This is a genomic window from Mesorhizobium sp. LSHC412B00 (assembly GCF_000503035.1).
Classification (GTDB): Bacteria; Pseudomonadota; Alphaproteobacteria; order Rhizobiales; family Rhizobiaceae; genus Mesorhizobium.
In genome coordinates this window covers 94,494-114,913 of record NZ_AYWB01000006.1, presented here as the reverse complement: position 1 = coordinate 114,913, position 20,420 = coordinate 94,494, and the positions used below count along the sequence as shown (strand labels likewise).

Annotated in this window: 21 protein-coding genes; 8 read left to right on the top strand and 13 right to left on the bottom strand. The window is 62.2% G+C overall.

The genetic code is table 11. From position 1 onward, the window contains the following. Nucleotides 1–10 precede the first annotated feature (10 nt). The 5 genes from hpaH to X757_RS151390 are packed head-to-tail and all read right to left on the bottom strand — an operon-like array spanning nucleotide 11 to nucleotide 4,629. A complete protein-coding gene (gene hpaH, locus X757_RS151370; protein WP_023710038.1) occupies nucleotides 11–820 on the bottom strand; it encodes a 2-oxo-hept-4-ene-1,7-dioate hydratase in 810 nt (269 codons plus the stop codon). Next, a complete protein-coding gene (locus X757_RS151375; RefSeq protein WP_023726263.1) occupies nucleotides 814–1,689 on the bottom strand; it encodes a fumarylacetoacetate hydrolase family protein in 876 nt (291 codons plus the stop codon). Before X757_RS151375 ends, hpaH begins: the two co-directional genes overlap by 7 nt. 29 nt (nucleotides 1,690–1,718) lie before the next feature. Then, entirely contained in the window at nucleotides 1,719–2,699 is a 981-nt protein-coding gene (gene hpaD / locus X757_RS151380) for a 3,4-dihydroxyphenylacetate 2,3-dioxygenase (RefSeq protein ID WP_023704725.1), read from the bottom strand. A gap of 14 nt (nucleotides 2,700–2,713) precedes the next feature. Next, nucleotides 2,714–4,231, bottom strand: a complete 1,518-nt coding sequence (gene hpaE, locus X757_RS151385) for a 5-carboxymethyl-2-hydroxymuconate semialdehyde dehydrogenase (protein WP_023704724.1) — start codon at nucleotides 4,229–4,231, stop codon at nucleotides 2,714–2,716. Nucleotides 4,232–4,242: 11 nt separating this feature from the next. Then, nucleotides 4,243–4,629 carry a 5-carboxymethyl-2-hydroxymuconate Delta-isomerase gene (locus X757_RS151390; RefSeq protein WP_023695203.1) on the bottom strand — a complete coding sequence of 129 codons (387 nt, stop codon included), beginning with the start codon at nucleotides 4,627–4,629 and terminating at the stop codon, nucleotides 4,243–4,245. Nucleotides 4,630–4,830: 201 nt separating this feature from the next. On the opposite strand from X757_RS151390, the gene hpaR reads away from it, so the two are divergent. Further along, the gene (gene hpaR / locus X757_RS151395) at nucleotides 4,831–5,226 is read left to right on the top strand and encodes a homoprotocatechuate degradation operon regulator HpaR (protein ID WP_023667826.1); all 396 of its coding nucleotides are present in this window, start codon (nucleotides 4,831–4,833) and stop codon (nucleotides 5,224–5,226) included. Between the two features lie 10 nt (nucleotides 5,227–5,236). Here hpaR and X757_RS151400 read toward each other — a convergent pair whose 3' ends face one another. Beyond that, a complete protein-coding gene (locus tag X757_RS151400) occupies nucleotides 5,237–5,746 on the bottom strand; it encodes a flavin reductase (RefSeq protein WP_023667825.1) in 510 nt (169 codons plus the stop codon). Between the two features lie 6 nt (nucleotides 5,747–5,752). After that, a complete protein-coding gene (locus X757_RS151405; RefSeq protein ID WP_023726262.1) occupies nucleotides 5,753–7,297 on the bottom strand; it encodes a 4-hydroxyphenylacetate 3-hydroxylase N-terminal domain-containing protein in 1,545 nt (514 codons plus the stop codon). Nucleotides 7,298–7,389: 92 nt separating this feature from the next. Here X757_RS151405 and X757_RS151410 point away from each other — a divergent pair, with 92 nt between their 5' ends. The 3 genes from X757_RS151410 to X757_RS1000000166530 all read left to right on the top strand — a co-directional run bounded on the left by X757_RS151410 (nucleotide 7,390) and on the right by X757_RS1000000166530 (nucleotide 9,525). Beyond that, on the top strand, nucleotides 7,390–8,259 hold the full coding sequence (locus X757_RS151410; RefSeq protein WP_023667823.1) for a helix-turn-helix domain-containing protein: 870 nt from the start codon (nucleotides 7,390–7,392) through the stop codon (nucleotides 8,257–8,259). A gap of 266 nt (nucleotides 8,260–8,525) precedes the next feature. Beyond that, nucleotides 8,526–9,272 (top strand): IclR family transcriptional regulator, encoded by a 747-nt coding sequence (locus X757_RS151415; RefSeq protein ID WP_023667822.1) that lies wholly within the window; start codon nucleotides 8,526–8,528, stop codon nucleotides 9,270–9,272. Nucleotides 9,273–9,294: 22 nt separating this feature from the next. Then, nucleotides 9,295–9,525 (top strand): helix-turn-helix domain-containing protein, encoded by a 231-nt coding sequence (locus X757_RS1000000166530; protein WP_084629545.1) that lies wholly within the window; start codon nucleotides 9,295–9,297, stop codon nucleotides 9,523–9,525. 86 nt (nucleotides 9,526–9,611) lie between these two features. Here X757_RS1000000166530 and X757_RS151425 read toward each other — a convergent pair whose 3' ends face one another. Further along, on the bottom strand, nucleotides 9,612–10,337 hold the full coding sequence (locus X757_RS151425) for an SDR family oxidoreductase (RefSeq protein ID WP_023682721.1): 726 nt from the start codon (nucleotides 10,335–10,337) through the stop codon (nucleotides 9,612–9,614). A gap of 147 nt (nucleotides 10,338–10,484) precedes the next feature. On the opposite strand from X757_RS151425, the gene X757_RS151430 reads away from it, so the two are divergent. Beyond that, nucleotides 10,485–11,381, top strand: a complete 897-nt coding sequence (locus X757_RS151430; RefSeq protein WP_023667819.1) for an AraC family transcriptional regulator — start codon at nucleotides 10,485–10,487, stop codon at nucleotides 11,379–11,381. A 70-nt stretch (nucleotides 11,382–11,451) separates the two neighbouring features. On the opposite strand, the gene X757_RS151435 is transcribed toward X757_RS151430, so the two are convergent. Further along, complete coding sequence (locus tag X757_RS151435; protein WP_023667818.1) at nucleotides 11,452–12,471, bottom strand: NAD-dependent epimerase; 1,020 nt, start codon at nucleotides 12,469–12,471, stop codon at nucleotides 11,452–11,454. 31 nt (nucleotides 12,472–12,502) lie between these two features. After that, nucleotides 12,503–13,783: a nucleotide sugar dehydrogenase gene (locus X757_RS151440; RefSeq protein ID WP_023667817.1), complete on the bottom strand. Its 1,281-nt coding sequence runs from the start codon at nucleotides 13,781–13,783 to the stop codon at nucleotides 12,503–12,505. A gap of 102 nt (nucleotides 13,784–13,885) precedes the next feature. Between X757_RS151440 and X757_RS1000000168520 the strand changes: the two genes are divergently transcribed. The 3 genes from X757_RS1000000168520 to X757_RS151455 all read left to right on the top strand — a co-directional run bounded on the left by X757_RS1000000168520 (nucleotide 13,886) and on the right by X757_RS151455 (nucleotide 17,406). Further along, nucleotides 13,886–14,068: a hypothetical protein gene (locus tag X757_RS1000000168520; protein ID WP_023667816.1), complete on the top strand. Its 183-nt coding sequence runs from the start codon at nucleotides 13,886–13,888 to the stop codon at nucleotides 14,066–14,068. Nucleotides 14,069–14,243: 175 nt separating this feature from the next. Further along, nucleotides 14,244–15,221, top strand: coding sequence for a UDP-glucuronic acid decarboxylase family protein (locus X757_RS151450; RefSeq protein WP_023667815.1), 978 nt, complete (start codon nucleotides 14,244–14,246; stop codon nucleotides 15,219–15,221). Between the two features lie 223 nt (nucleotides 15,222–15,444). Continuing rightward, nucleotides 15,445–17,406 carry a 3-hydroxyacyl-CoA dehydrogenase NAD-binding domain-containing protein gene (locus X757_RS151455; RefSeq protein WP_023726260.1) on the top strand — a complete coding sequence of 654 codons (1,962 nt, stop codon included), beginning with the start codon at nucleotides 15,445–15,447 and terminating at the stop codon, nucleotides 17,404–17,406. A 7-nt stretch (nucleotides 17,407–17,413) separates the two neighbouring features. On the opposite strand, the gene X757_RS151460 is transcribed toward X757_RS151455, so the two are convergent. The 3 genes from X757_RS151460 to X757_RS151470 all read right to left on the bottom strand — a co-directional run bounded on the left by X757_RS151460 (nucleotide 17,414) and on the right by X757_RS151470 (nucleotide 20,353). Then, nucleotides 17,414–18,685, bottom strand: a complete 1,272-nt coding sequence (locus X757_RS151460) for a cysteine desulfurase-like protein (protein WP_023726259.1) — start codon at nucleotides 18,683–18,685, stop codon at nucleotides 17,414–17,416. 45 nt (nucleotides 18,686–18,730) lie between these two features. After that, nucleotides 18,731–19,405 (bottom strand): amino acid ABC transporter permease, encoded by a 675-nt coding sequence (locus X757_RS151465; protein WP_023667812.1) that lies wholly within the window; start codon nucleotides 19,403–19,405, stop codon nucleotides 18,731–18,733. A 150-nt stretch (nucleotides 19,406–19,555) separates the two neighbouring features. Then, the gene (locus tag X757_RS151470) at nucleotides 19,556–20,353 is read right to left on the bottom strand and encodes an ABC transporter substrate-binding protein (protein WP_023682726.1); all 798 of its coding nucleotides are present in this window, start codon (nucleotides 20,351–20,353) and stop codon (nucleotides 19,556–19,558) included. Nucleotides 20,354–20,420: the final 67 nt, after the last annotated feature.

Here is a 20,420-nt window from a genome sequence, read left to right as displayed (position 1 = left end):
ATGAGAGCCGTCAGCTCTTGGCGAAATGGATGCTGACCGTTCCCGAGCTGCCGAAGTCGGCGACGATGGTATCGCCGGGCCGCGCCTCGACCGGGCGCACGAACGATCCGGACAGCACCACCTCGCCGGCCGCGATGGACATGCCGTAGCGGGCGAGCCTGTCCGCCAGCCAGGCAATGCCCATCGCCGGATGGTTGAGCACGCCGGCGCCAAGCCCGGTCTCCTCGACCTCCGCATTGCGCGAGACGATGGCGCCGATCCAGCGCATATCGGCTTCATCGGGTCGTTGCGGCCGGCCGCCGATGACAATGCCGGCATTGGCGGCGTTGTCGGAAATCGTATCGAAGAAAGTGCGCGCCTTCTTTGTCTCGGCATTGACGCGTTCGATGCGCGTGTCGAGGATTTCGAGCGCCGGCGTGATATAATCGGTGGCGTTGAGCACGTCGAAGATGGTCACGCCTGGGCCCCTCAGCGGCGCCTTCATGACGAAGGCTATCTCGGCCTCGACGCGCGGCTGGATGAAGCGGCCGACGGGTATCGTCGCGCCGTCGTTGAAGAACATGTCGTCGAACAGCACGCCCGAATCCGGCGTGTCGATGGCGAGCGCATATTGCATCGCCTTCGATGTCAGGCCGATCTTCCAGCCCTTCGGGGTCAGCCCGGCATCGGTCTTGCGTTTCACCAGCGCTGCCTGGACGCGATAGGCATCCTCCATCGTCGCGTCGGGAAAATCGAGGCTGAGCAGACGGATCTGGCGGCGCGAACGCTCGGCTTCGAACAGCCTTGCCGCGGCATCTTCAACTTGCTCGGGGGTCACGATGCTGCCTCGTCGACGACGCCGTTGCGGAGCACGCCGATGCCGTCGGCTTCGACTTCGATCACGTCGCCCGGCTTCAGCCAGATCGGCGGGTCGAAGCGGGCGCCGGCGCCGGTCGGCGTACCGGTGACGATGATATCGCCTGGCACCAGCGTGGTGAAGGTGGAGACATAGGCGATGATCTTGCGGAACGAGAAGATCATCCGGCTGGTGCGGTCCTGCTGGCGCAATTCGCCATTGACGCGGGTGGTCAGCGCGATGTCGGCAATCTCCGCCTCGTCGGTGAACGGCACCAGCCACGGACCGAGCGAGCCGGTGCGGTCGAAATTCTTGCCCTGCGTGACGTTGAACTTGGCGTGCCGTACCCAATCGCGAATGGTGCCTTCGTTGCACAGGGATAGTGCCGCGATATGGTCAAGCGCATCCCTCTCGGCGATGCGTCGTCCACCCTTGCCGATGACGATGACGATCTCGCCCTCATAGTCCAGCTGCGGCGATTCCGGCGGCCGCACCAGCGGCGCGTCGTGGCCGACGAAGGAGCGGGGGAAGCGGATGAACAGCGACGGGTTGGAAGGCGCGGCCTGGCCGTCCTTGTACTCTTCGTTGCGGTCCGGGTAGTTGACGCCGACGCAGATGATCTTTTCCGGCGACGGCAGAGGGATTTCATAAGCGATGGCGCCGACTGGAAAATCGACGGCGTAGGCTTCGGCCTCTTCCGCCAGCCGCCGTAGCACGCCGGCCTCGATCACTTCGCGCAGCGTCGGCCACTGGCTGTGCCGCGCCGACAGGTCGACGACGCCCTTATCTGTGACCGCGCCATAGCGCGTCTTGCCGCCGACGGTGAAGGTGGCGAGCCGCCCAGGTGCAGTCATCCCGGTCTCCGTCAGGTTCGCGTCTGTGGTCACGGTGCGATGATCGGCGACGCCGTCAAATCCGGTTGGCGTGCGGCCGCGCCGGCAAAGGTGCTGCCCTCCTCGAACCAGCTTTTCGGCGCCGGCGCGCCCCACAGCGTCTGGCGCTGCGGGTCCTTGAGGTCCCACTTGATCGGCTCCAGATCCGGATCGACCGTCTGGTAGTCCGAGCAGTAGATCTCGATGCGGTGATTGTCCGGGTCTCTGACATAGAGGAAGAAGGCGTTGGAAATGCCATGCCGGCCGGGGCCGCGCTCGATATTTGCGAGGTAACCCGTCGTCGCCATCAGATCGAGCAGGTCGATGATGTTGAGCGGTGTCGGCACCCAGAAGGCGACGTGATGCAGGCGCGGACCCACACCGTTGGTGAAGGCGATGTCGTGGACGCCGCCCTTGCGGTGCGTCCAGGCCGCCCACAGCTTTCCGCTACTGGCATCCTCGGTGTATTCGGTGACGCGGAAGCCAAGCTCGTTGTAGAAGGCGACGGACTCGTCGACATTGGGCGAGAAGCAGTTGAAGTGGTCGATGCGCAGCGGCTTCACGCCCTTGTAGAGCGCATATTTCTGATGAATCGGCGGCAGCCTTTCCATTTGGGCAAAGAACTCGAGCGGAATGCCGTGCGGGTCGCGGGTGCGGAAGGTGCGCGACTGGTACGGTCGCTCGACCCACTCGACCGGCAGGCCTTTTGCCTTGAAGAAGTGCTCGGCCTTGTCGAGATCCTCATCCGAGAAAACCTTGAAGCCGAGATCGCGTGCTTCGGCGCTGCCGGCCCTCTTCAGCACGATGCAGTGGTGTCCGCGCTCTTCCAGGGCCCTTAGATAGATGGCGTCCGATGTCTCGTCGGTAACCTGCAGGCCGAGCGTGTCGACATAGAAGGCGCGGGATTTCGCAAGGTCGGTGGCCGCCAGTTCGACATGGCTGAGGCGCACGATGTTGAAGGCGGGATAGAGGTTTGGTTTGGGCAGTGGCATGCGATGTCCTCCGGTCAGCCGCCGAGTTTCTGGATCGTGTGCGCTGAAGTGGCGAAGGCGATGTTCTTCGTCTCCATGTAGAAATCGAAGGAATGGTCGCCGCCGTCGCGGCCGATGCCGGAATTCTTGACGCCGCCGAACGGCGTCGGCAAATGCCGCACATTCTCCGAATTGACCCAGATCATGCCGGCGTCCAGCGCATCGGTGAAGCGGAAGGCGCGGGTAACATCCGACGTCCAGAGATAGCCGGTCAGGCCGTATTGGGTGTCGTTGGCCAGCGCCAGCGCTTCGGCCTCGTCCTTGAAGGAAATGGCGGTCAGCACCGGCCCGAAAATCTCTTCCTGGGCAATGCGCATCCTGTTGGTGGCGCCGGTAAACAGCGTCGGGCTGACATAGCAGCCACCGCCCGGACCGGCGAACTTGCCGCCGCCGGCGGCTACCACCGCGCCTTCCGATTTGCCGATCTCGATATAGGAAAGCACCTTTTCCTCGTGCACCGGATGGATCAGCGGACCAACCACCGTTTTGGGATCGAGCGGATGGCCAACCTTGATGCGCTTTGCCTTCTCCGCAACCAGATCCGTGAATGTGTCGTAGACCGAGGCTTCGACCAGAAGCCGCGACGATGAGGTGCAGCGTTCGCCGTTGAGCGAGTAGATCATGAACACGGCCGCATCCGCCGCACGTTCGAGATCGGCGTCGGCGAAGACGATCACCGGGTTCTTCCCGCCCAGTTCGAAATGCACGCGCTTCAGCGTATCGGCGCCTTGTTTCATGATCATCGAGCCGGTGCGGCTCTCACCGACAAAACCGATCGCCTTGATGTCAGGGTGCTCGGTCAGCGCCTTGCCGGCGTGCTCGCCGAGGCCGTTGACCAGGTTCCACACGCCTTTCGGCAGGCCGGCCTCCTTCGCGATCTCGACCAGCAGGCGAGCGGTCAGCGGCGAAAATTCGGCCGGCTTGTGGACGACGGTGCAGCCTGCCGCCAGCGCCGGCGCGATCTTCCATGTCGACAGCATGAACGGCGTGTTCCACGGCGTGATGATGCCGACCGGGCCGATCGGCACGCGCGTGGTGATGTTGACCTGGCCTGTCGTGCGCAGCGTCTCGCCGTCGCGCGCTTCCGGCGCGCGGTCGGCGAAGAAGCGGAAATTCTCGGCGCCGCGCAGCGCGGCCTTGGCCATGAATTTCAGCGCCTGGCCGGTGTCCATGCACTCGACGAAGGCGATCTCCTCGGCGCGCGCTTCGATCGCATCGGCTATCTTGTGCAGCAGCTTCTTGCGCCCGTCGCCCGGCATGGCGGCCCAGGCCGGGAACGCCGCCTTTGCCGCCTTGGCGGCGCGGTCGATATCGGCGGCGCTGCCACGCGCGACCTTGGCCAGCGGCTTGAGATCGACCGGCGACATGGCCTCGAAGGTCGAGCCATCCACCGCCGGCACCGCTTCGCCGCCGATCTGGTTCAGCACGCCGTCGCGCTTGAAACGGGCCAGATAGGCCTCGGCCTTTTTCAGATTGCCTTCGAGGTCGGACATATCAGCTTCCGTCACTTGCCGCGCAGTCGCGGGTGGATTGCATTTTTCTTCCAGCTCAGGACCGGATCGATTTCCCTGATCTCCAGGGAAAGAGCGAAATGCGGGGTCTCGAACAGGGGGGCGAGGTATTCGCTCACGGCGGAGAAGACCGCCTCCCCGGTTCGTCTCTTGTCCTCGGCACTGCGGCCGGTTCCAATGCGAAACGACATGTCGAGAAAGGCGTTTTCCGGTAAGCTGTCGGCGATCGCATAGGCCTCCGCGCGGAAGGCCCGCACCCGCACCGCGCCGGTTTCAAACAGCCCGGTGCCGAGCACGGTGCGCAACACCAGCGCGCACAATTCGCTCATGTCGACCTTGGCATCGAGGTTGGCCGAATACTCGATGGAAAAGTGAGGCACCGCGTCTCGCTCCCCGTATTGTTCCACTGCTGTAGTTAACGCGTTAATTACATGCAGCATCACTGAAGTCAAGCCTTGCATCCAAGTTGAGGCGACGATACGGGATGGAAAGGTCAAGTTTTGGCGTGCGGTCCCGCCGACCGCCCGCATCATTGGGGACGCTGCTTCTTGCTGCCTGAAAACACCCGTCGTTCTCTGCCGATGGCGCTGCTCCATGCCCGCGAAGTGGTGATGGCGCGGTTTCGTCCAATGCTGGCGGCGCATGATGTGACCGAACAGCAATGGCGCGTGCTGCGCGTTCTGAGCGAGGCCGGCGCTGTCGAGGCGACGGAACTTGCCGATCGCGCTTCGGTGCTGCCGCCCAGCCTGACACGCATCATCAAGACGCTCGAGGGCCGAAAATTCATCACCCGCAACAAGGCGGAAGGCGATGGCCGCCGTGTCGTGCTGACGATCGCCCCGGCGGGTTCCGCCCTGATCGATGCCTTGTCGCCGGAACGCCTCGTCATCTACCGCGACATCGAACAGCGCTTCGGACATGAGAGGCTCGAGCAATTGCTCGATCTGCTGGAGAGCCTGATCGCCGGCGAGAGCTGATTGCTGCGGCTCAGCCGCCAAAGCTGCCAAGCCGCGTCGGCTGCGTGTAATTGCGGTCGACATAGAGCAAGGCCGAGCCGCCGCTGCCGTGCCTGACGTCGATAACGCGGCCGATCATGACATTATGCGTGCCGACGATGTGCACATCCTCGATCTCGCAATCGAAATTGACGATCGCATCGGACAGCGCTGGCGTCCCCGAGGTCAGCGTTTGCCAGCGCGCCGCCGAATAGCGTGCCTCCATGTCCCTGGTCGCGCCGGCGAACTTGCCGGCCAGGTGCATATGGTCATGCGTCAGCACGTTGACGCAGAAGCGCCGGTTGGCGAGAAACATGGCCGCCTGCGTCGAGCGGCCGTTCATGCACACCAGCAGTGTCGGAGGTTCGTCCGACACACTGCACATGGCGGTGGCGGTGAAGCCGCCGCGCCCGGCCGGGCCATCTGTCGTGACGATGTTGACCGGCGCGCAGACCCTTGCCATGGCGTCGCGGAAATCGGCCTTCGAAATCTGCGTGGCCATCTGACATCACCCCGCCGATGAAGCGAGCGGATTGAGCCAGGTATCTCCCGTCCAGCCATTCTCGTCATAGTCGGCCATGCAGGTATCGACCAGTTCTTCCATGGCCTTCAGCCGGCCGCCGCGTTCGGCGCCCTTCAGCACCTGCAGCCGCACCTCTTCCGGCGCACCGGCATAGTTGAGTTCGTAGAGCGCGTGGCGGCCGCCGAACTCGGTGCCGGTCGCGTCCCACAACAGTTTCATGATCTTGATGCGCTCGACATGGCCCATGTCGTTGGAACCGCGCACATACTGCGCGAGGTATTTGTCGATCTCGGGATTGTTGAAGTCGCGCACCGATGACGGCAGGTAGATCAAGCCGGAGGCGATCACCCGGCGCACCGTGTCGATGACGCGCGGATAGGCTTCCGACATGAAAGTCCGGTAGGCAAGGGCTGCTTCCAGGTTGGGCAGGACAGCGCCATTCGCCCAGGGGATCGGATTGCAGGCCATGGCGTTGGAAAAGCTCCAGAACATGTGCCTGAGCGCGATGACCTCGCCCAGCGCCGCCTGGTTGCCGCGGAAGGCATCGCCGCCGGTGGCGCGCAGCGCCTTTGCCAGCAGGCCGGCGAGGAAGTCGAGCTTGACGGCAAAGCGTGTGCAGCCCTGGAAGCAATAGCCATGCATGAAGCCCGAAGCCGGATGGAAGGACAGGATTTTCTGCGCCTCGCGCAGCACCAGCACGTCCTCCCAGGGGATGAAGACATTGTCGAGCACCAGGATGGCATCGTTCTCGTCGAAGCGCGACGACAACGGATAGTCGAACGGAGCCGCCGCCGTGTTGGCCGTCTGCTCATAGGAGACGCGGCAGAACATCTTTACCCCCGGCGCATTCATCGGCACGATGAACATGACCGACAGCGACGGATCTTCGGTGACCGTCGCCGAACTCTGCGCCAGGAAATTGTAGTGGGTCAGCGCCGAGGACGTCGCCACCACCTTGGCGCCGGAGACATAGATGCCGGCGTCGGTCTCCTTGGTGATGTGGACGAAGACATCCTTCACCTGTTCGGCCGGCTTGTGGCGGTCGATCGGCGGGTTGACGATGGCGTGGTTCATGAACAGCACGGCTTCCTGCGCACGCTTGTGCCAGGCGAGCGCATTGTCCTTGAACGGGCCGTACCAGTCGGCATTGGCGCCGAGCGTGTTCATCAGTGCCGCCTTGTAATCGGGCGTGCGGCCCATCCAGCCATAGGACATGCGTGACCACTCGGCGATCGCGGTCTGCTGGGCCGCGAGTTCGCCGGAGGATTTGGCGACGCGGAAATATTTGTGGGTGTAGCCGCCCGAACCGGTATCGGTAGGCGAGGTCAGCGTGCCCTGCCGCTTGGGATCGTGCAGCGCATCATAGAGGCGCGCCAGCGACCGCGCCGAATTGCGCATCGCCGGATGGGTGGTGACATCGGCGATGCGCTCGCCGTTGATGTAGACCTCGCGGCCGTCGCGCAAGCTCTCCAGATACTCGGCCCCGGTGAACGGGCGCCCATTGTCGGCACGAAAGTCTTCCGATCGCATGATGTTCCTCCACTTATGGCATCAACTCTAGCGCTCCTGGCAAGGATCGGTTAGGACGTAACGGCAAAACCGATTGGACTTTTTCCGGCGCCATGAGCCTCAATTCCATTCCTGATTTCTTTGTCTATGGCGAGCCGGTGCGGCCGCTTGATGTCGGCTTCCTGCATGTCGAGACGGTGCTTGCGCGCAGCAACATTCATCTCGGCCAGGTTGCCGCGCACAAGCATCCGCAAATGGGCCAGATCACCTACTGGACCAGCGGATCCGGCACCTACCGCATCGAAGACCAATCCTGGGACTTTTCGGCACCGGCCGTCAGCTTCGTGCCGAGCACCATCGTGCATGGCTTCTCGATCGGGCCCGGCACCGACGCCATCGTCGTTTCGGTCGCCGATGATGCGCTTGCGGCAATAGCCGCTCACAGCCTGCTGCCATTGGACCGGCCGGTCTTTGCCGATAGCCTTCCTCAGCACGTCGCGTGGAAAAGGCTGGCGGCGGTGCTGGAGATGATCGCCGCCGAATATGCCGAGGCGCAGGCCGGCAGTGACAAGACCCTGCCGGCGCTGATCGCCGTCGCGCTCTCGCACATCGCGCGCCTTGGTCCCGAGGTAATGGATGCCACCGGTTCTTCCGATGCTGCATTGGCGCGCGGCTTGCGCCGTCTGGTCGATGCGCATTTCCGCGACAACTGGCCCGTCGACCGCTACGTCGGGGCGCTGGCCACGACACCGCATCTTCTCGACAAGGCCGCCCATACGGTGCTTGGCAGCGGCGTCAAGCGGCTCATGGGCGAGCGACGGTTGCTGGAGGCCAAGCGGTTGCTGCTGTTCACCGTGCGCACCGTCGAGGACATCGCCTACGAAATCGGCTTCGAAGATCCGGCCTATTTCTCACGCTTCTTCCGGGAGCGGGTTGGCCAGGCGCCCGCCGCCTGGCGCCGCGCGCAGCTGGGGCAGAGTTGAAGCTTCCGCGCCGGCCAGGATCAGGCGTTTGGGCCGACACGCCGGCCAGGCACGGCGCCGCCGAGTTGATCCACCTGTTGATAGGTGTTGCCGCGCAGCATCACCCCGCACGGCGCGGCGCATCGAGATTGATGTCGCCGCGAAACTTGCTGGTGTTTTTTGTCGCTTCCAAACGGTTCGTTATTTGAACCACCAATTTACGTGCTATGAGCGGACTGCAAGGTGGATTGGCTTCCGTCCCATGCGAAGTATCTTGAGGATGCACGATGAGCACAGTCGGCAAAGCGATATCGCTGTTGGAGCAGTTCACGCTCGGCGAACCGGAGATCGGCCTGTCCGAGCTCGCCCGCAAAACCGGCCTCGACAAGGCAACGGCGCGGCGCCTGCTGATGGCGCTGGCCGACCACCGCCTGATCGAACAAGAGCCGGCAAGCCGCCGCTACCGGCTCGGCGCCGGCCTGTCGCGGCTGGCCCGCTTTCGCGACGCGCATTTTCCCTTCGTGCGCGTGGCAGCACCTGTGGTTCGCGAGCTGGCGCTGGAAACCGGCGAGACGGTGCATCTGTCGGAATTCAGCGCCGGCGCACTGCTGACGGTCCATGTCGAGCTCTCGGCAAAGGCCAACCGGGTCAATGTCGATGTCGGCCAGGTGCTGCCCTTGCACGGCACCGCCTCCGGCATCGCCTTTCTCGCCGCTTCGCCTCGGGAAGCGGCCGAGGCCTATGTCGACAAGCCGTTGCCGACCTTCACGCCACACACGGTGACGCAGCCCGAAAGGCTGATGAAGGCGATCCGGCTTGCCGCCAAGCGCGGCTATTCCTCGAGCTCCCAAGGCTATGAAGAAGGCGTGCACAGCATAGCCGCGGCAATCCTCGGCTCCGATGGGCGTCCTCTCGGTGCGCTCGCGGTGGCCTCGCCTGTGTCACGCGCCGATGACAGCATGGCAGCCAGCCAGGGCGAAGCGGTGATCCAGGCGGCGCGGCTGATTTCAGCGCGCCTGGCCGGCGAAGCCTGACATCTCTACCGTCGCAGGGGAGATGATTAGCGGGTTAAGTTCCCAGCGGCGCACCGGCCTTGCCGCGAGACCGGAACGCTTCGTCTGGGACAGGCGGCTGGAGCGCAGCAAGGAAGAATTGTTGTCGCCCGCCCGCGCGTCGCCCACGATCTCGGAAATCGCCTTTGCCTGCGGGTTCAATTCGAGTGCGCATTTTTCGCGCGCGTTCGAGAGCCGGTACGATGTGGCCCGCGGGAATTGCGCCAGAGGCTGAGGGCGGTGGTGCATTAAGGGGTGGGCCGTTTGCCGGATCTTGGAGAGCGCCGTAGCTCGCCGAAAGCCGGCATCCGGCAGCAAGTTCTACATATTGGCAGCGGTTGGCCGCACGATCACTTCGTTGACGTCGACGCCATCGGGTTGATCAAGCGCAAAACGGATCGCCCGTGCAATGGCGTCCGGTGTGAGCGACTTCTGCCGCCATTCTTTCAGAGCCGTGGCGACCTGAGGATCGCTGATATCGTCGCCCAGTTCGGTTGCGGTCACTCCGGGGGAGATGATCGTGGCGCGGATGTCGTCATGCTCCTGCCGCAGCCCCTCCGTGATTGCCCAGACGGCATATTTCGTGCCGCAATAGACCGCCGCGGTGGGCAGCACGATATGCGCGCCGACCGAGGCGACATTGACGATATGCCCATTCTTCTGGGCGACGAAGCGCGGCAGCACCGCGGCGATCCCGTTCAGCACGCCGCCGATGTTGACATTGATCATGCGAGACCACTCATCGCGCTTCAGCGCGGCAAGCGGCGACAGCGGCATGACGCCGGCATTGTTGACCAGCACATCGATCTGCCCGAATTCGGCATGAGCGGCATCGGCAAAGGCGTCGAAATTCGCCGCGTCAGTCACGTCGAGTTCGCGCCACGCGACGCCTTTGCCTATTTCTGCGGCCAGCGCCTTGAGCCGCTCGGTGCGGCGGGCCCCGATGAACAGTCTGGCGCCGGCACCGGCAAGTTCCCGAACCGTCGCTTCGCCGATGCCGCTGGAGGCGCCGGTGATGAGTACAACCTTGTCTTTAAGTCCCGTCATGATCGTTCCTTTTTCGCTGCGGTGACGGGGAGATAGATGGCGCGAACCGGCAAAGGCCGGTAGCGTGATCGTCCAAAGAGTTTGCACGATCCTCCAAATGAACTCGAAATGCCTTGCAACATTTCGCGCCATGAAGATTTATGCGGCATGGAGAAAATCAATGAACTCGCCGAGCTGATCACCCGCTTTGCGCCGAAATCTGGCATGGCCGGCACTGCGGTGCCGCGGCTGTCGCTCATTCGCGCCAACCAGCCCAGTGCACCCGTGCCTGCGGTCTACGAGGCGTCGCTTTGCATAATCGCCCAAGGATCGAAGCGCGTCTCGCTGGCCGACCAGAGCGTGGTCTATGACGCATCGAGCTACCTGCTCGTCTCGGTCGACCTGCCGCTGGTCGGGCATGTGTTGGAGGCGAGCCCGGCGGCGCCCTACCTCTGTTGCAAGATAGATTTTGATTCCACCGCGCTGGCCGAACTGCTTGTGAAAGAAGGACGTGCATCCCCCAGCAGGGATCTGCCGGTGTTAGCTGCCTATCCAAGTGACCCCGACCTGATTGATGCCGCCTGTCGGCTTGTCAGGCTGCTCGATCGCCCCGAGAGCGTCACCGTGCTGGCGCCGCTGATCGAACGCGAAATCCTTTACCGGCTCCTCACCGGACCGCACGGTGACACGCTTCGCCAGATGGCGTCGGTGGACAGCCACCTGAACCAGGTCAGCCGCGCCATCGCCACGATCCGCAATCATTTCCAGGCACAACTGCGCATCGAAGAGATTGCGGCGGCATCAGGCATGAGCGCGTCGTCCCTTCATGCCCATTTCAAGGCGATTACGCGCATGACCCCGCTCGAATACCAGAAGCAGCTGCGCCTGCAGGAGGCGCGAAGGATTATGCTTGCCGGCGGCGCAAACGCAGGCACGGCCGGGTTCGCGGTGGGCTATGACAGCCCTTCGCAGTTCAGCCGAGAATATCGTCGCCTGTTCGGTGCGCCGCCCCGGAAAGATATTGACCGCCTTCAGGCAACACCCAGTTCGGCTGCGGCTTATTGAGTTTTCCGAGCGGCATGCGCCAGCCATGGCTGGTCAGGAGCCAGCCGCCTCCAGGTGGCGAAGCGTCCGATCATGCTCGGTAGAACTCCCGGTACCATTCGACAAAGCGCGGAACCCCTATTTCGATCGGGATTTTGGGCTTGAAGCCGGTCGCCTCCTCGAGCGAGCTGACATTGGCGAAAGTTGCCGGAACGTCGCCTGGCTGAAGTGGCCTGAGGTTGCGGTTTGCCTTGCGTCCCAGCGCGTCTTCGAGCACCTCGATCAATCGGTTCAGTTGAACGGGCGAATTGCCGCCGATGTTGTGAATCCTGAACGGGGCGTTGCTGGTCGCTGGGTCTGGCGCGACACTTTTCCACTCAGGATTGGGTGTCGCGGGTTGCTGCATGACGCGGATAATACCTTCGACAATGTCGTCGATATAGGTGAAATCCCGCTGCATGTTGCCATAGTTGAAGACCTCGATCGGCTCGCCGGCGAGGATAGCCTTGGCGAAGATGAACAGCGCCATGTCCGGCCGCCCCCACGGACCATAGACGGTGAAAAAACGCAGCCCGGTGGTCGGCAGTCCAAACAGATGGCTGTATGTGTGCGCCATCAGCTCGTTCGCCTTCTTGCTTGCGGCGTAAAGGCTGAGCGGATGGTCCGCCGGATCGTGCACGGAAAACGGCATGCGGGTGCTGCCGCCATAAATCGAACTCGACGATGCATAGACCAGATGGCCGACGGACGCCTGCCGGCATCCTTCCAGGATGTTGACAAAGCCGCTGAGGTTGCTTTCCACATAGGCGTGCGGATTGCTGATCGAATAGCGTACGCCGGCTTGCGCCGCGAGATTGACGACAACCTCCGGCGCGGCCGAAAGGAAGAGCTCCGAAATACGGTCCCGCTCCGTGAGATCGGCATGCTCGAAACAAAAATTCGAAAACGCTTTCAGCCGCTCGAGACGAGCCTGCTTCAGGCTGACGTCATAATACTCGTTCATGGAGTCGAGGCCGATAACCTGGCCTCCTTCGGCAAGCAGCCTCAGGCAAAGATGAAACCCTATGAACCCGGCTGCGCCGGTGATCAGTATCGGCCTGCTTGATGTCACTGCATATCCTAGCGTTAATTTCAGGCGAGCTTTACAAGCTCCAGTATTTTATGTTGTCGGGAACTTCATTGGGCTTGATGGCCGACTTGACATCGAACAGTGTCCCCCCCGGCCTGATCATTTGAAGAAGACGCGCTCTTTCGTTGGTGAGATATTGCCTGTGAGGCACCGCCAGAACAAGCGCCTGCAAATCGTTTATCTCATCGAGCGGCAGGATTGTTTCGCCGTGATCACGCCGAGCGGTTTCGACATCGGCAAGGGGATCATGGACTTTGGGGACAATTCCGAACTGCCTTAGTTCCTTGACCATGTCGAAAACGCGGCTGTTGCGCAAATCCGGCACGTCCTCCTTGAATGTCAGCCCGAGAATGCCGACAGAAGCCCCTTTGACGGGCGTGTCAGAACCAATCAGCCGTTTGACAACCTGCTGGGCGACGAAGGCCCCCATGCCGTCATTGATGCGACGTCCGGCGAGGATGATCTGCGGATGGTAACCTTCGGCCTCGGCCTTGGCGGTCAAATAATATGGATCGACGCTGATGCAGTGGCCGCCGACGAACCCCGGTTTGAAGGGAAGGAAGTTCCATTTCGTCGACGCAGCATCAAGAACATCCTGCGTCCGGATATCGAGCCGCTCGAAGATCATTGCCAGTTCGTTCATCAGCGCGATGTTCAGATCGCGCTGGGTGTTCTCGATAACCTTCGCTGCCTCGGCCACCTTGATCGACGGGGCGCGGTAGACGCCGGCATCGATGATACGGCCATAAACGTTCGCGACGCGCTCCAGCGTCTCGTTATTCTCGCCGGAGACGACTTTGACGATCTTTTGCAGCGAGTGTTCCCGATCGCCGGGGTTGGCGCGTTCGGGCGAATAGCCGAGGGCAAAGTCGCGGGGATGTCGCAGGCCGGAAACCTGCTCGATGATCGGCCCACAGAAATCTTCGGTCACACCTGGATAGACTGTCGACTCAAAAACGACGACGGCGCCTTTGCTCACCGCCTCGCCGACGAGTTCGGACGCCAGTTTCAAAGAAGCTAGATCGGGAGCGCGATTTGCGTCGATAGGGGTTGGCACGGCGACGATGAAGAAAGTAGCGCCTTTCAACATCTCCCGGTCGGTGGTCAGCCCTATCGAGGTCTCCTTGAGCGCCGTTGCATCAACTTCTCCCGTACGATCGACGCCGCCACGCAATTCCCCGATCCGACGCTCGCTGATGTCAAAAGCTATGGTGCCGGGGAAAACCTTCCCAAAGGCAATGGCTACCGGCAGGCCGACATAACCCAGGCCGATAACTGCAATGCGTTCGGACATCCGTGGGGTTCCTCGAGCCACCTGTTGAGCCGACGTGCTTGTATGGCAGGCTGTTGGCCAATTCAACGATGCTCTATCGCGAAGAGGAATGTCTCACGAAAAATGGTCGTTGCCATTTTCATGTTGCCATCCGCCGATGCCATCGATGTTGTGGATAAAATCCAGCAGGACCGGGTTTCGAGCCACTCTCTGCTGCGGATTGGGGTGAACCGTCAGGTTCTGCCGGCCATCTACGCAGCGGCGGCCCTGACGACAGGGCTGATATTCTCTGCTGCCAATCCATAGGCCACTATCGGCCTCAATCGTGCCTTCTGATCAAACCAAATGCCGGGATCGGAATTCGCATCGGCACCGAGCGGATCTGCGAAATTTCAGTTTGGTCCTTGTGCATTGGCTGCGGACACGTCGTATCCTGTGGCGACCGATATCTGGTCGATCAGCATTTGCCTGGGAGCAGAAATTGGCCAGACTCTATGACAGCCGCAGACGCATTCTCGTTACCGGGGGCGCAGGGTTTATCGGCTCGCATCTTATTGACCGCCTGTTGGAACGAGGCGACGAAATCTTGTGTGTCGACAACCTTTTCACCGGATCAAAGCGCAATATCGACCATTTGGCCAAGCATCCCCGCTTCGAATTCATGCGCCATGACGTGACCTTTCCGCTCTACGTCGAAGTCGATGAGATTTACAACCTGGCGTGTCCGGCCTCGCCTGTTCACTACCAGTACGACCCGGTTCAGACGATCAAGACCGCCGTGCACGGCGCCATCAATGTTCTTGGATTGGCAAAGCGGCTGAAATGCAAAGTCTTTCAGGCCTCCACCAGCGAGGTCTATGGTGACGCGTCTGTGCATCCGCAGCCGGAGAGTTACTGGGGCAATGTAAACCCGATCGGGCCGCGCTCATGCTACGATGAAGGCAAACGCTGCGCCGAAACGCTGTTCTTCGACTATCACCGACAACATGGCTTGTGGGTCAAGGTCGCGCGGATTTTCAATACGTTCGGGCCGCGCATGCACCCGGCAGACGGCAGGGTTGTCTCAAATTTCATCGTGCAAGCGCTTCGTGGTGAACCGATAACCATTTTCGGCGACGGCTCACAGACAAGGTCGTTTTGCTACGTCGACGACCTGGTGAGCGGCATGCTGCGCCTCATGGATACGGGGCCGGAGGTGACCGGTCCAGTAAACATCGGCAATCCAAGGGAAGTAACGATCAGGCGCTTGGCCGAACTGACGACGCAGATGACCGGATCAGGTTCGGATATAATTTACCGCGATCTTCCGCAAGACGATCCGCGGCACCGCCAGCCCGATATCACCCTTGCCAAAAGGCTTGTCGGCTGGGAGCCGACGGTGACTTTGGAAGCCGGGCTGCAACAGACGATCGACTATTTCAAAGCCCTGCTGCCGAAGGTTTCCACAAACTCGCCTTGACCCGGCACCGCAGTGCAACCGTCAAGTCTGACCGATCACCGTCGTGGTAGCGACGCCTTTTGCAGTCGACTCCGGTAGGCTTGAAGTTTTTTGAATTCTAATTATTTTAAGCTTGAAATTATTTGAAGAACCATGGCGCTTCATCCGTCCGAGCCGGGACACCGGCATTTGGCGGAGAGCAGAAGGAGGAGGAAGATTTGCCGTCGTTCCGGGATAAAACTCCATGAACACAGCACGATTTTCCGAGAGTGTCACAGGCAAGATCGTCGATGGCGTTCTCGTCGTCACGATCGAAAATCCGCCGGTCAACGCGCTGTCCTTCCATGTCAGGGCCGGACTGATGGCTGCGCTTGGGCGTGCGGCGTCGGATGAAGTGTCTGCCGTGGTGCTGACCGCCATTGGGCGCACCTTCATCGGTGGCGCCGATATCAAGGAATTCGGCAAGCCCGCTGTCTCGCCCACACTGCCTGACGTGATCGAAGCGATCGAGAGCTTCGCCAAACCGATCGTGGCGGCAGCAGGCGGCGCGGCGCTCGGCGGCGGCTGCGAGATTGCGCTGGCCTGCCACTACCGGGTGGCCAGCAAGGCGGCCAGCTTCAGCCTGCCCGAGGTCAAGCTCGGGTTAGTGCCTGGGGCCGGCGGAACCCAACGCCTGCCCCGCCTCATCGGCACGGTCGCCGCAATTGACCTGATCGGCACGGGTCGGCCCGCAAATGCCGACGAAGCGCTCGCTCTCGGTCTGATCGATACCATTGCCGACGATCTTCCCGAAGGCGCGCTCGACGTCGCCCGCCATCTCGTCGGCCAACCGCTGCGGCCCACGGGCGCGCTTTCCGTCCCGCGCTCGCAACCTGAGGCCGACGCGGCAGCCGCAAAGAAGGTGCTTTCCCGCAGCCGTGGACAGATCGCGCCTGCAGAAGCCGTGAGACTGGTCCGGGCTGCGTCCACGGCCAAACTTGAGGACGGTCTTGCGGACGAACGCGCGACCTTCCTGCGCCTCCGGGATTCTCGCGAAGCGGCAGCGTTGCGCCACGTCTTCTTTGCCGAGAGGCAAGCCAGCAAAGTCGACAGGCTGGAGGGTGTCACGCCTCGCAAGGTCGAGACCGTCGGTATCGTCGGAACCGGCCTGATGGGTGCAGGCATCGCGGTCTCGGCCTTGAATGCCGGCTATCGCGTAATCGGCATCGAGCAGAACGACGACGCCGCGGCAAAAGGATACGAGCGTATCGCCGGGCTTCTGGACAAGTCGGTCCAATCCGGCCGTCTCACCGATCATGCGCGCAGGGAGGCGCTGAGCCGGTTTGAAGCGGCCAGCGACGCCGGCAGGCTGGTGCAGGCCGATCTGGTCATCGAGGCAGTGTTCGACGATCTCGCGGTAAAAACCGAACTCTTCCGGAAGCTCGAACGTATCGTCCGCCCGGACGCCATCCTTGCGACCAACACCAGCTACCTCAACCCCGACGAGATCGCCTCGGCAACCGCCCGGCCCGAACGGATCGTCGGCCTGCATTTTTTCTCCCCGGCCAACGTCATGCGGCTAACCGAAGTGGTGGATTGCGCGGCGACGGCGCCCGATGTGCTCGCCTCGGCGATCGCCTTCGTCAGGAAGCTTGGCAAGCTGCCTGTCGTGTGCGGCGTTACCGAGGGTTTTATCGGCAACCGCATCTATTCGGCCTACCGCCGCGAGGCGGAGTTCATGGTGGAAGATGGCGCAGCACCCGATGAGGTGGATGCCGCGCTGGAGGCCTGGGGCTTCCCGATGGGGATCTTCGCGGTCAACGACATGGCTGGGCTGGAGATAGCCTGGGCGCGGCGCAAGCGACAGGCGGCGATGCGCGATCCGCAAGCACGTTATGTCGAAATCGCCGACCGGCTGTGCGAGGCCGGCCGCTTCGGCCGCAAGACCGGGCGCGGCTGGTACGATTATTCGGACGGCGAACGCCGGAGCGACCCGCAAGTAACGGCGCTGATCGAGGCCGTGCGAGCGGCCAAGGGCATCGTGCCGCGCCGCTTTTCGCCCGATGAGATCGTCACGCGCTTGCTGGCGGCAATGGCCGACGAGGGCAAGGCATTACTCGCCGAAGGCATCGCGGCGCGTGCCTCCGACATCGATCTGGTGATGATCAACGGCTATGGCTTCCCGGCCCACAAGGGCGGGCCGATGTTCCGCGCCGGAGAGGTTTAAGGACCAGCTACGACAGCCTTGCGATGACGGCGCGCAGTGCCTCGCCGAAACGCCTGACCTCGTCGACCGTGTTGTAATGGACCAGCGAGGCGCGGATGGCGCCGCTGTCCATCGACAGGTTGAGACGCTTCATCAGCCGGGGCGCATACATATGGCCGTCGCGGATGCCGATCTGCATGTCAGCCATTTCCTCGACGATCCGCTGCGGCGACAGCTTGCCGATGTTGAAGCAGAATGTCGGCACGCGTTCGTTGATGCGGGCTTCCTCGGCGACGCCGTAGATCGTGGCATTGCATCCCTTGAGCACGGCGAGCATCTCACGCGCCAGGAGCACTTCGTAATCGCGGATGGCGCCCATGCCGGCAACGATGTTGTCGCGCCGCGAGCGGTTGTTGTTGGGCGCCAGATTGCGGCCGATCAGTTCCAGGTACTGCACTGCGGCATCCATGCCCGAGACGTTCTCGTAGATGAAGGTGCCTGCCTCGACCTTGTAAGGCGGCTCGTCGGGGATGAAATCCTCGCGGAAGGTCGGCAGCCGCTTCAGCGTTTCGAAGCGGCCCCACAGAAAGCCCATATGCGGCGAGAAATTCTTGTAGCCGGAGCAGACGAGATAATCACAGTCCCAGGCCTGCACGTCGATCAGCCCGTGCGGTCCGTAATGCACGCAGTCAAGGAACACTTCGGCGCCGGCCACATGCGCGATCGCGGCCACCGAAGCGACGTCGACGATCGAGCCGATCGAATGCGCGGTCACCGTGCAGGCGACGAGACGGGTGCGATCGGAAACCAGCGGCTTGAGGTCGTCGACATGCAGGTTGCCGTCCTCGCGCATGCGCCACCATTTGAACTTGGCTCCGGCGGGCTCCAGCGCCAGCCACGTGGCGATGTTGGCGTCGTGGTCCATATCGGTGATGACGATCTCGTCGCGCTCTGTGTCCTTGGCCAGCATCTGGCCGATGCCGAGGCTGACCAGGCGAATGAACGAGGTGGCGTTCATGCCGAAGCAGATTTCCGACGGACTGTAGGCGTTGATCAGCAAGGCCACGCTCGTCCGAGCATCCGCAACCGATTGGTCGACCGTGACCGAGCGCCCATAGCGACCACCACGCTGCACATTGTGCGAGACCAGGTGATTGGTCACCGCGTCGAGCACGCTCTGCGGGATCTGCGCGCCGGCGGCGTTGTCCATGAAGATGAAATCACCGGCGCGCTGCAAGGCCGGAAACATGGCGCGGATGGTGTCGACCGGAAAGCCGCCGGCGGCTTGGGAATTGCTCAACTGTATCTCCTGCGAATGGCTTGGGAAGCGGGACGGTTGATGAGGTCAGCGCGTCTTCTCGGTCTTGAAGCGGTCTTCGAGCAGGCTGACGAGGCGGACCATCGGCCAGAGGAAGATGAGATAGACCAAAGCGGCGCCGATCAGCGGCGAGGGATTGGCATAGAGCGACTGCGCGTTGGTCGCTTCCTTCAACAGTTCAGGCAGCGCAACGGTGGAAGCGAGCGACGTGTCCTTGAACATCGAGACGCAATTGCTGGTCATCGGCGGGATGACGACGCGGATCGCCTGCGGCAGCACCACCTTGCGCAAGGTCAAAAGGAAAGGCAGGCCGAGCGCCTGTGCTGCCTCGAATTGGCCTTTCGGAATGCTCTCAATGCCGGAGCGGAACACTTCTGCTGAATAGGCCGACATGATGATGGCGAACGCCGTCACGGCGGAGGCCCAGGACGACAGACGGATGCCGAGGAAGGGCAGCGCATAATAGATCAGGATCAGCACCACCAGCACCGGCAGGGCCCGGAAGATGTCGGTGTAGCCGACCGCCAGCCAGCGCAGCGGCTTCGGCGCATAGAGCCGCAACAGGCTGATCCCCAGGCCAATGGGAATGCCGATGCCGATACTCAAAATGCCGAGCAGCAGCGTGTTCAGGAAGCCACGCAACAGCGCCGGCAGGCTGGACATGATCACGTCAGGATTGAAGAAGGTGTCGATCAGCGACATGGGAGCGTTCCCGAACCCCAGAGCAAAGGGTGCTCAAGTTAAAACCAATCGACCTTGCCTCCGATGAGGCTATCCGTGTGGCAGCAGGCGCCGGAGCGTGAAATGAATCGTGCCGGCCTGGGAGCCGGCACGATTTAAGTGCATTGCCGGTCAGGCCTTGGGCAGCGGCATTTCCTTGACCGTCGAGGAATCGGCTGGCGCGTCGCTGCCGAACCACTTCTTGTGGATCGCGGCCAGCGTTCCGTCCTTCTTCATCGCGGTCAGCGCGTCGTTCAGCTTGCCGAGCAGCGGATGGTCCTTGCTCATCATCAGGCCGTACTGTTCGCCGGTCTTGATGCGCTGCTTGACCTTCAGGTCCTTCATCTTGGTGAAGGAGTATTCCATGCCCGGAATATCGCTGACGGCGGCGTCCACGCGGCCCGCGCTGAGGTCGAGCAGAAGATTCTGCTGCGTGTCATAGCCCTTCACGTCGCTGTAGCCGTCAGCCTCCTGATGCGCCTTGACCCAGGTCTCGCCGGTCGAGCCTGAAAGCACGCCGACGATCTTGCCCTTGAGGTCGGCCTCGGTGTTAACAGCGCTATCGGTCTTCGTCGCAATGCCCATGTCGGAGTCATAATAGGGCTGGGTGAAGGACAGCGTTTTCAGTCGCTCCGGCGTGATGGTGATCGAGGAGATCGCGACATCGATGCGGTTGGAACTGACAGCCGCGAACAGCGCCTGGAAGCCGAGGTCAGCAATGTCGGTGGTCATGCCGGCACGCTTGGCCGCTTCGTTGACGATGTCGACTTCAAAGCCCTCGAAAGTGCCGCTCTCGTTCTTGTATTCGAAGGGCGGATTGGTCGGGTAGGCGCCGACATTGAGCACATCGGCGGCAAAGGCGGTGGCCGGGCCGGCAGCGATGCCGATCGTGGCGGCGAGAAGAAGCAGGTTGCGACGAGTGAAGCTCATTTTGTGTTCCCTCTGGTTGTTGATCGGGCGGGTTTGCTCCCGCACGGTTTGTTGCCGTCCCACCTCC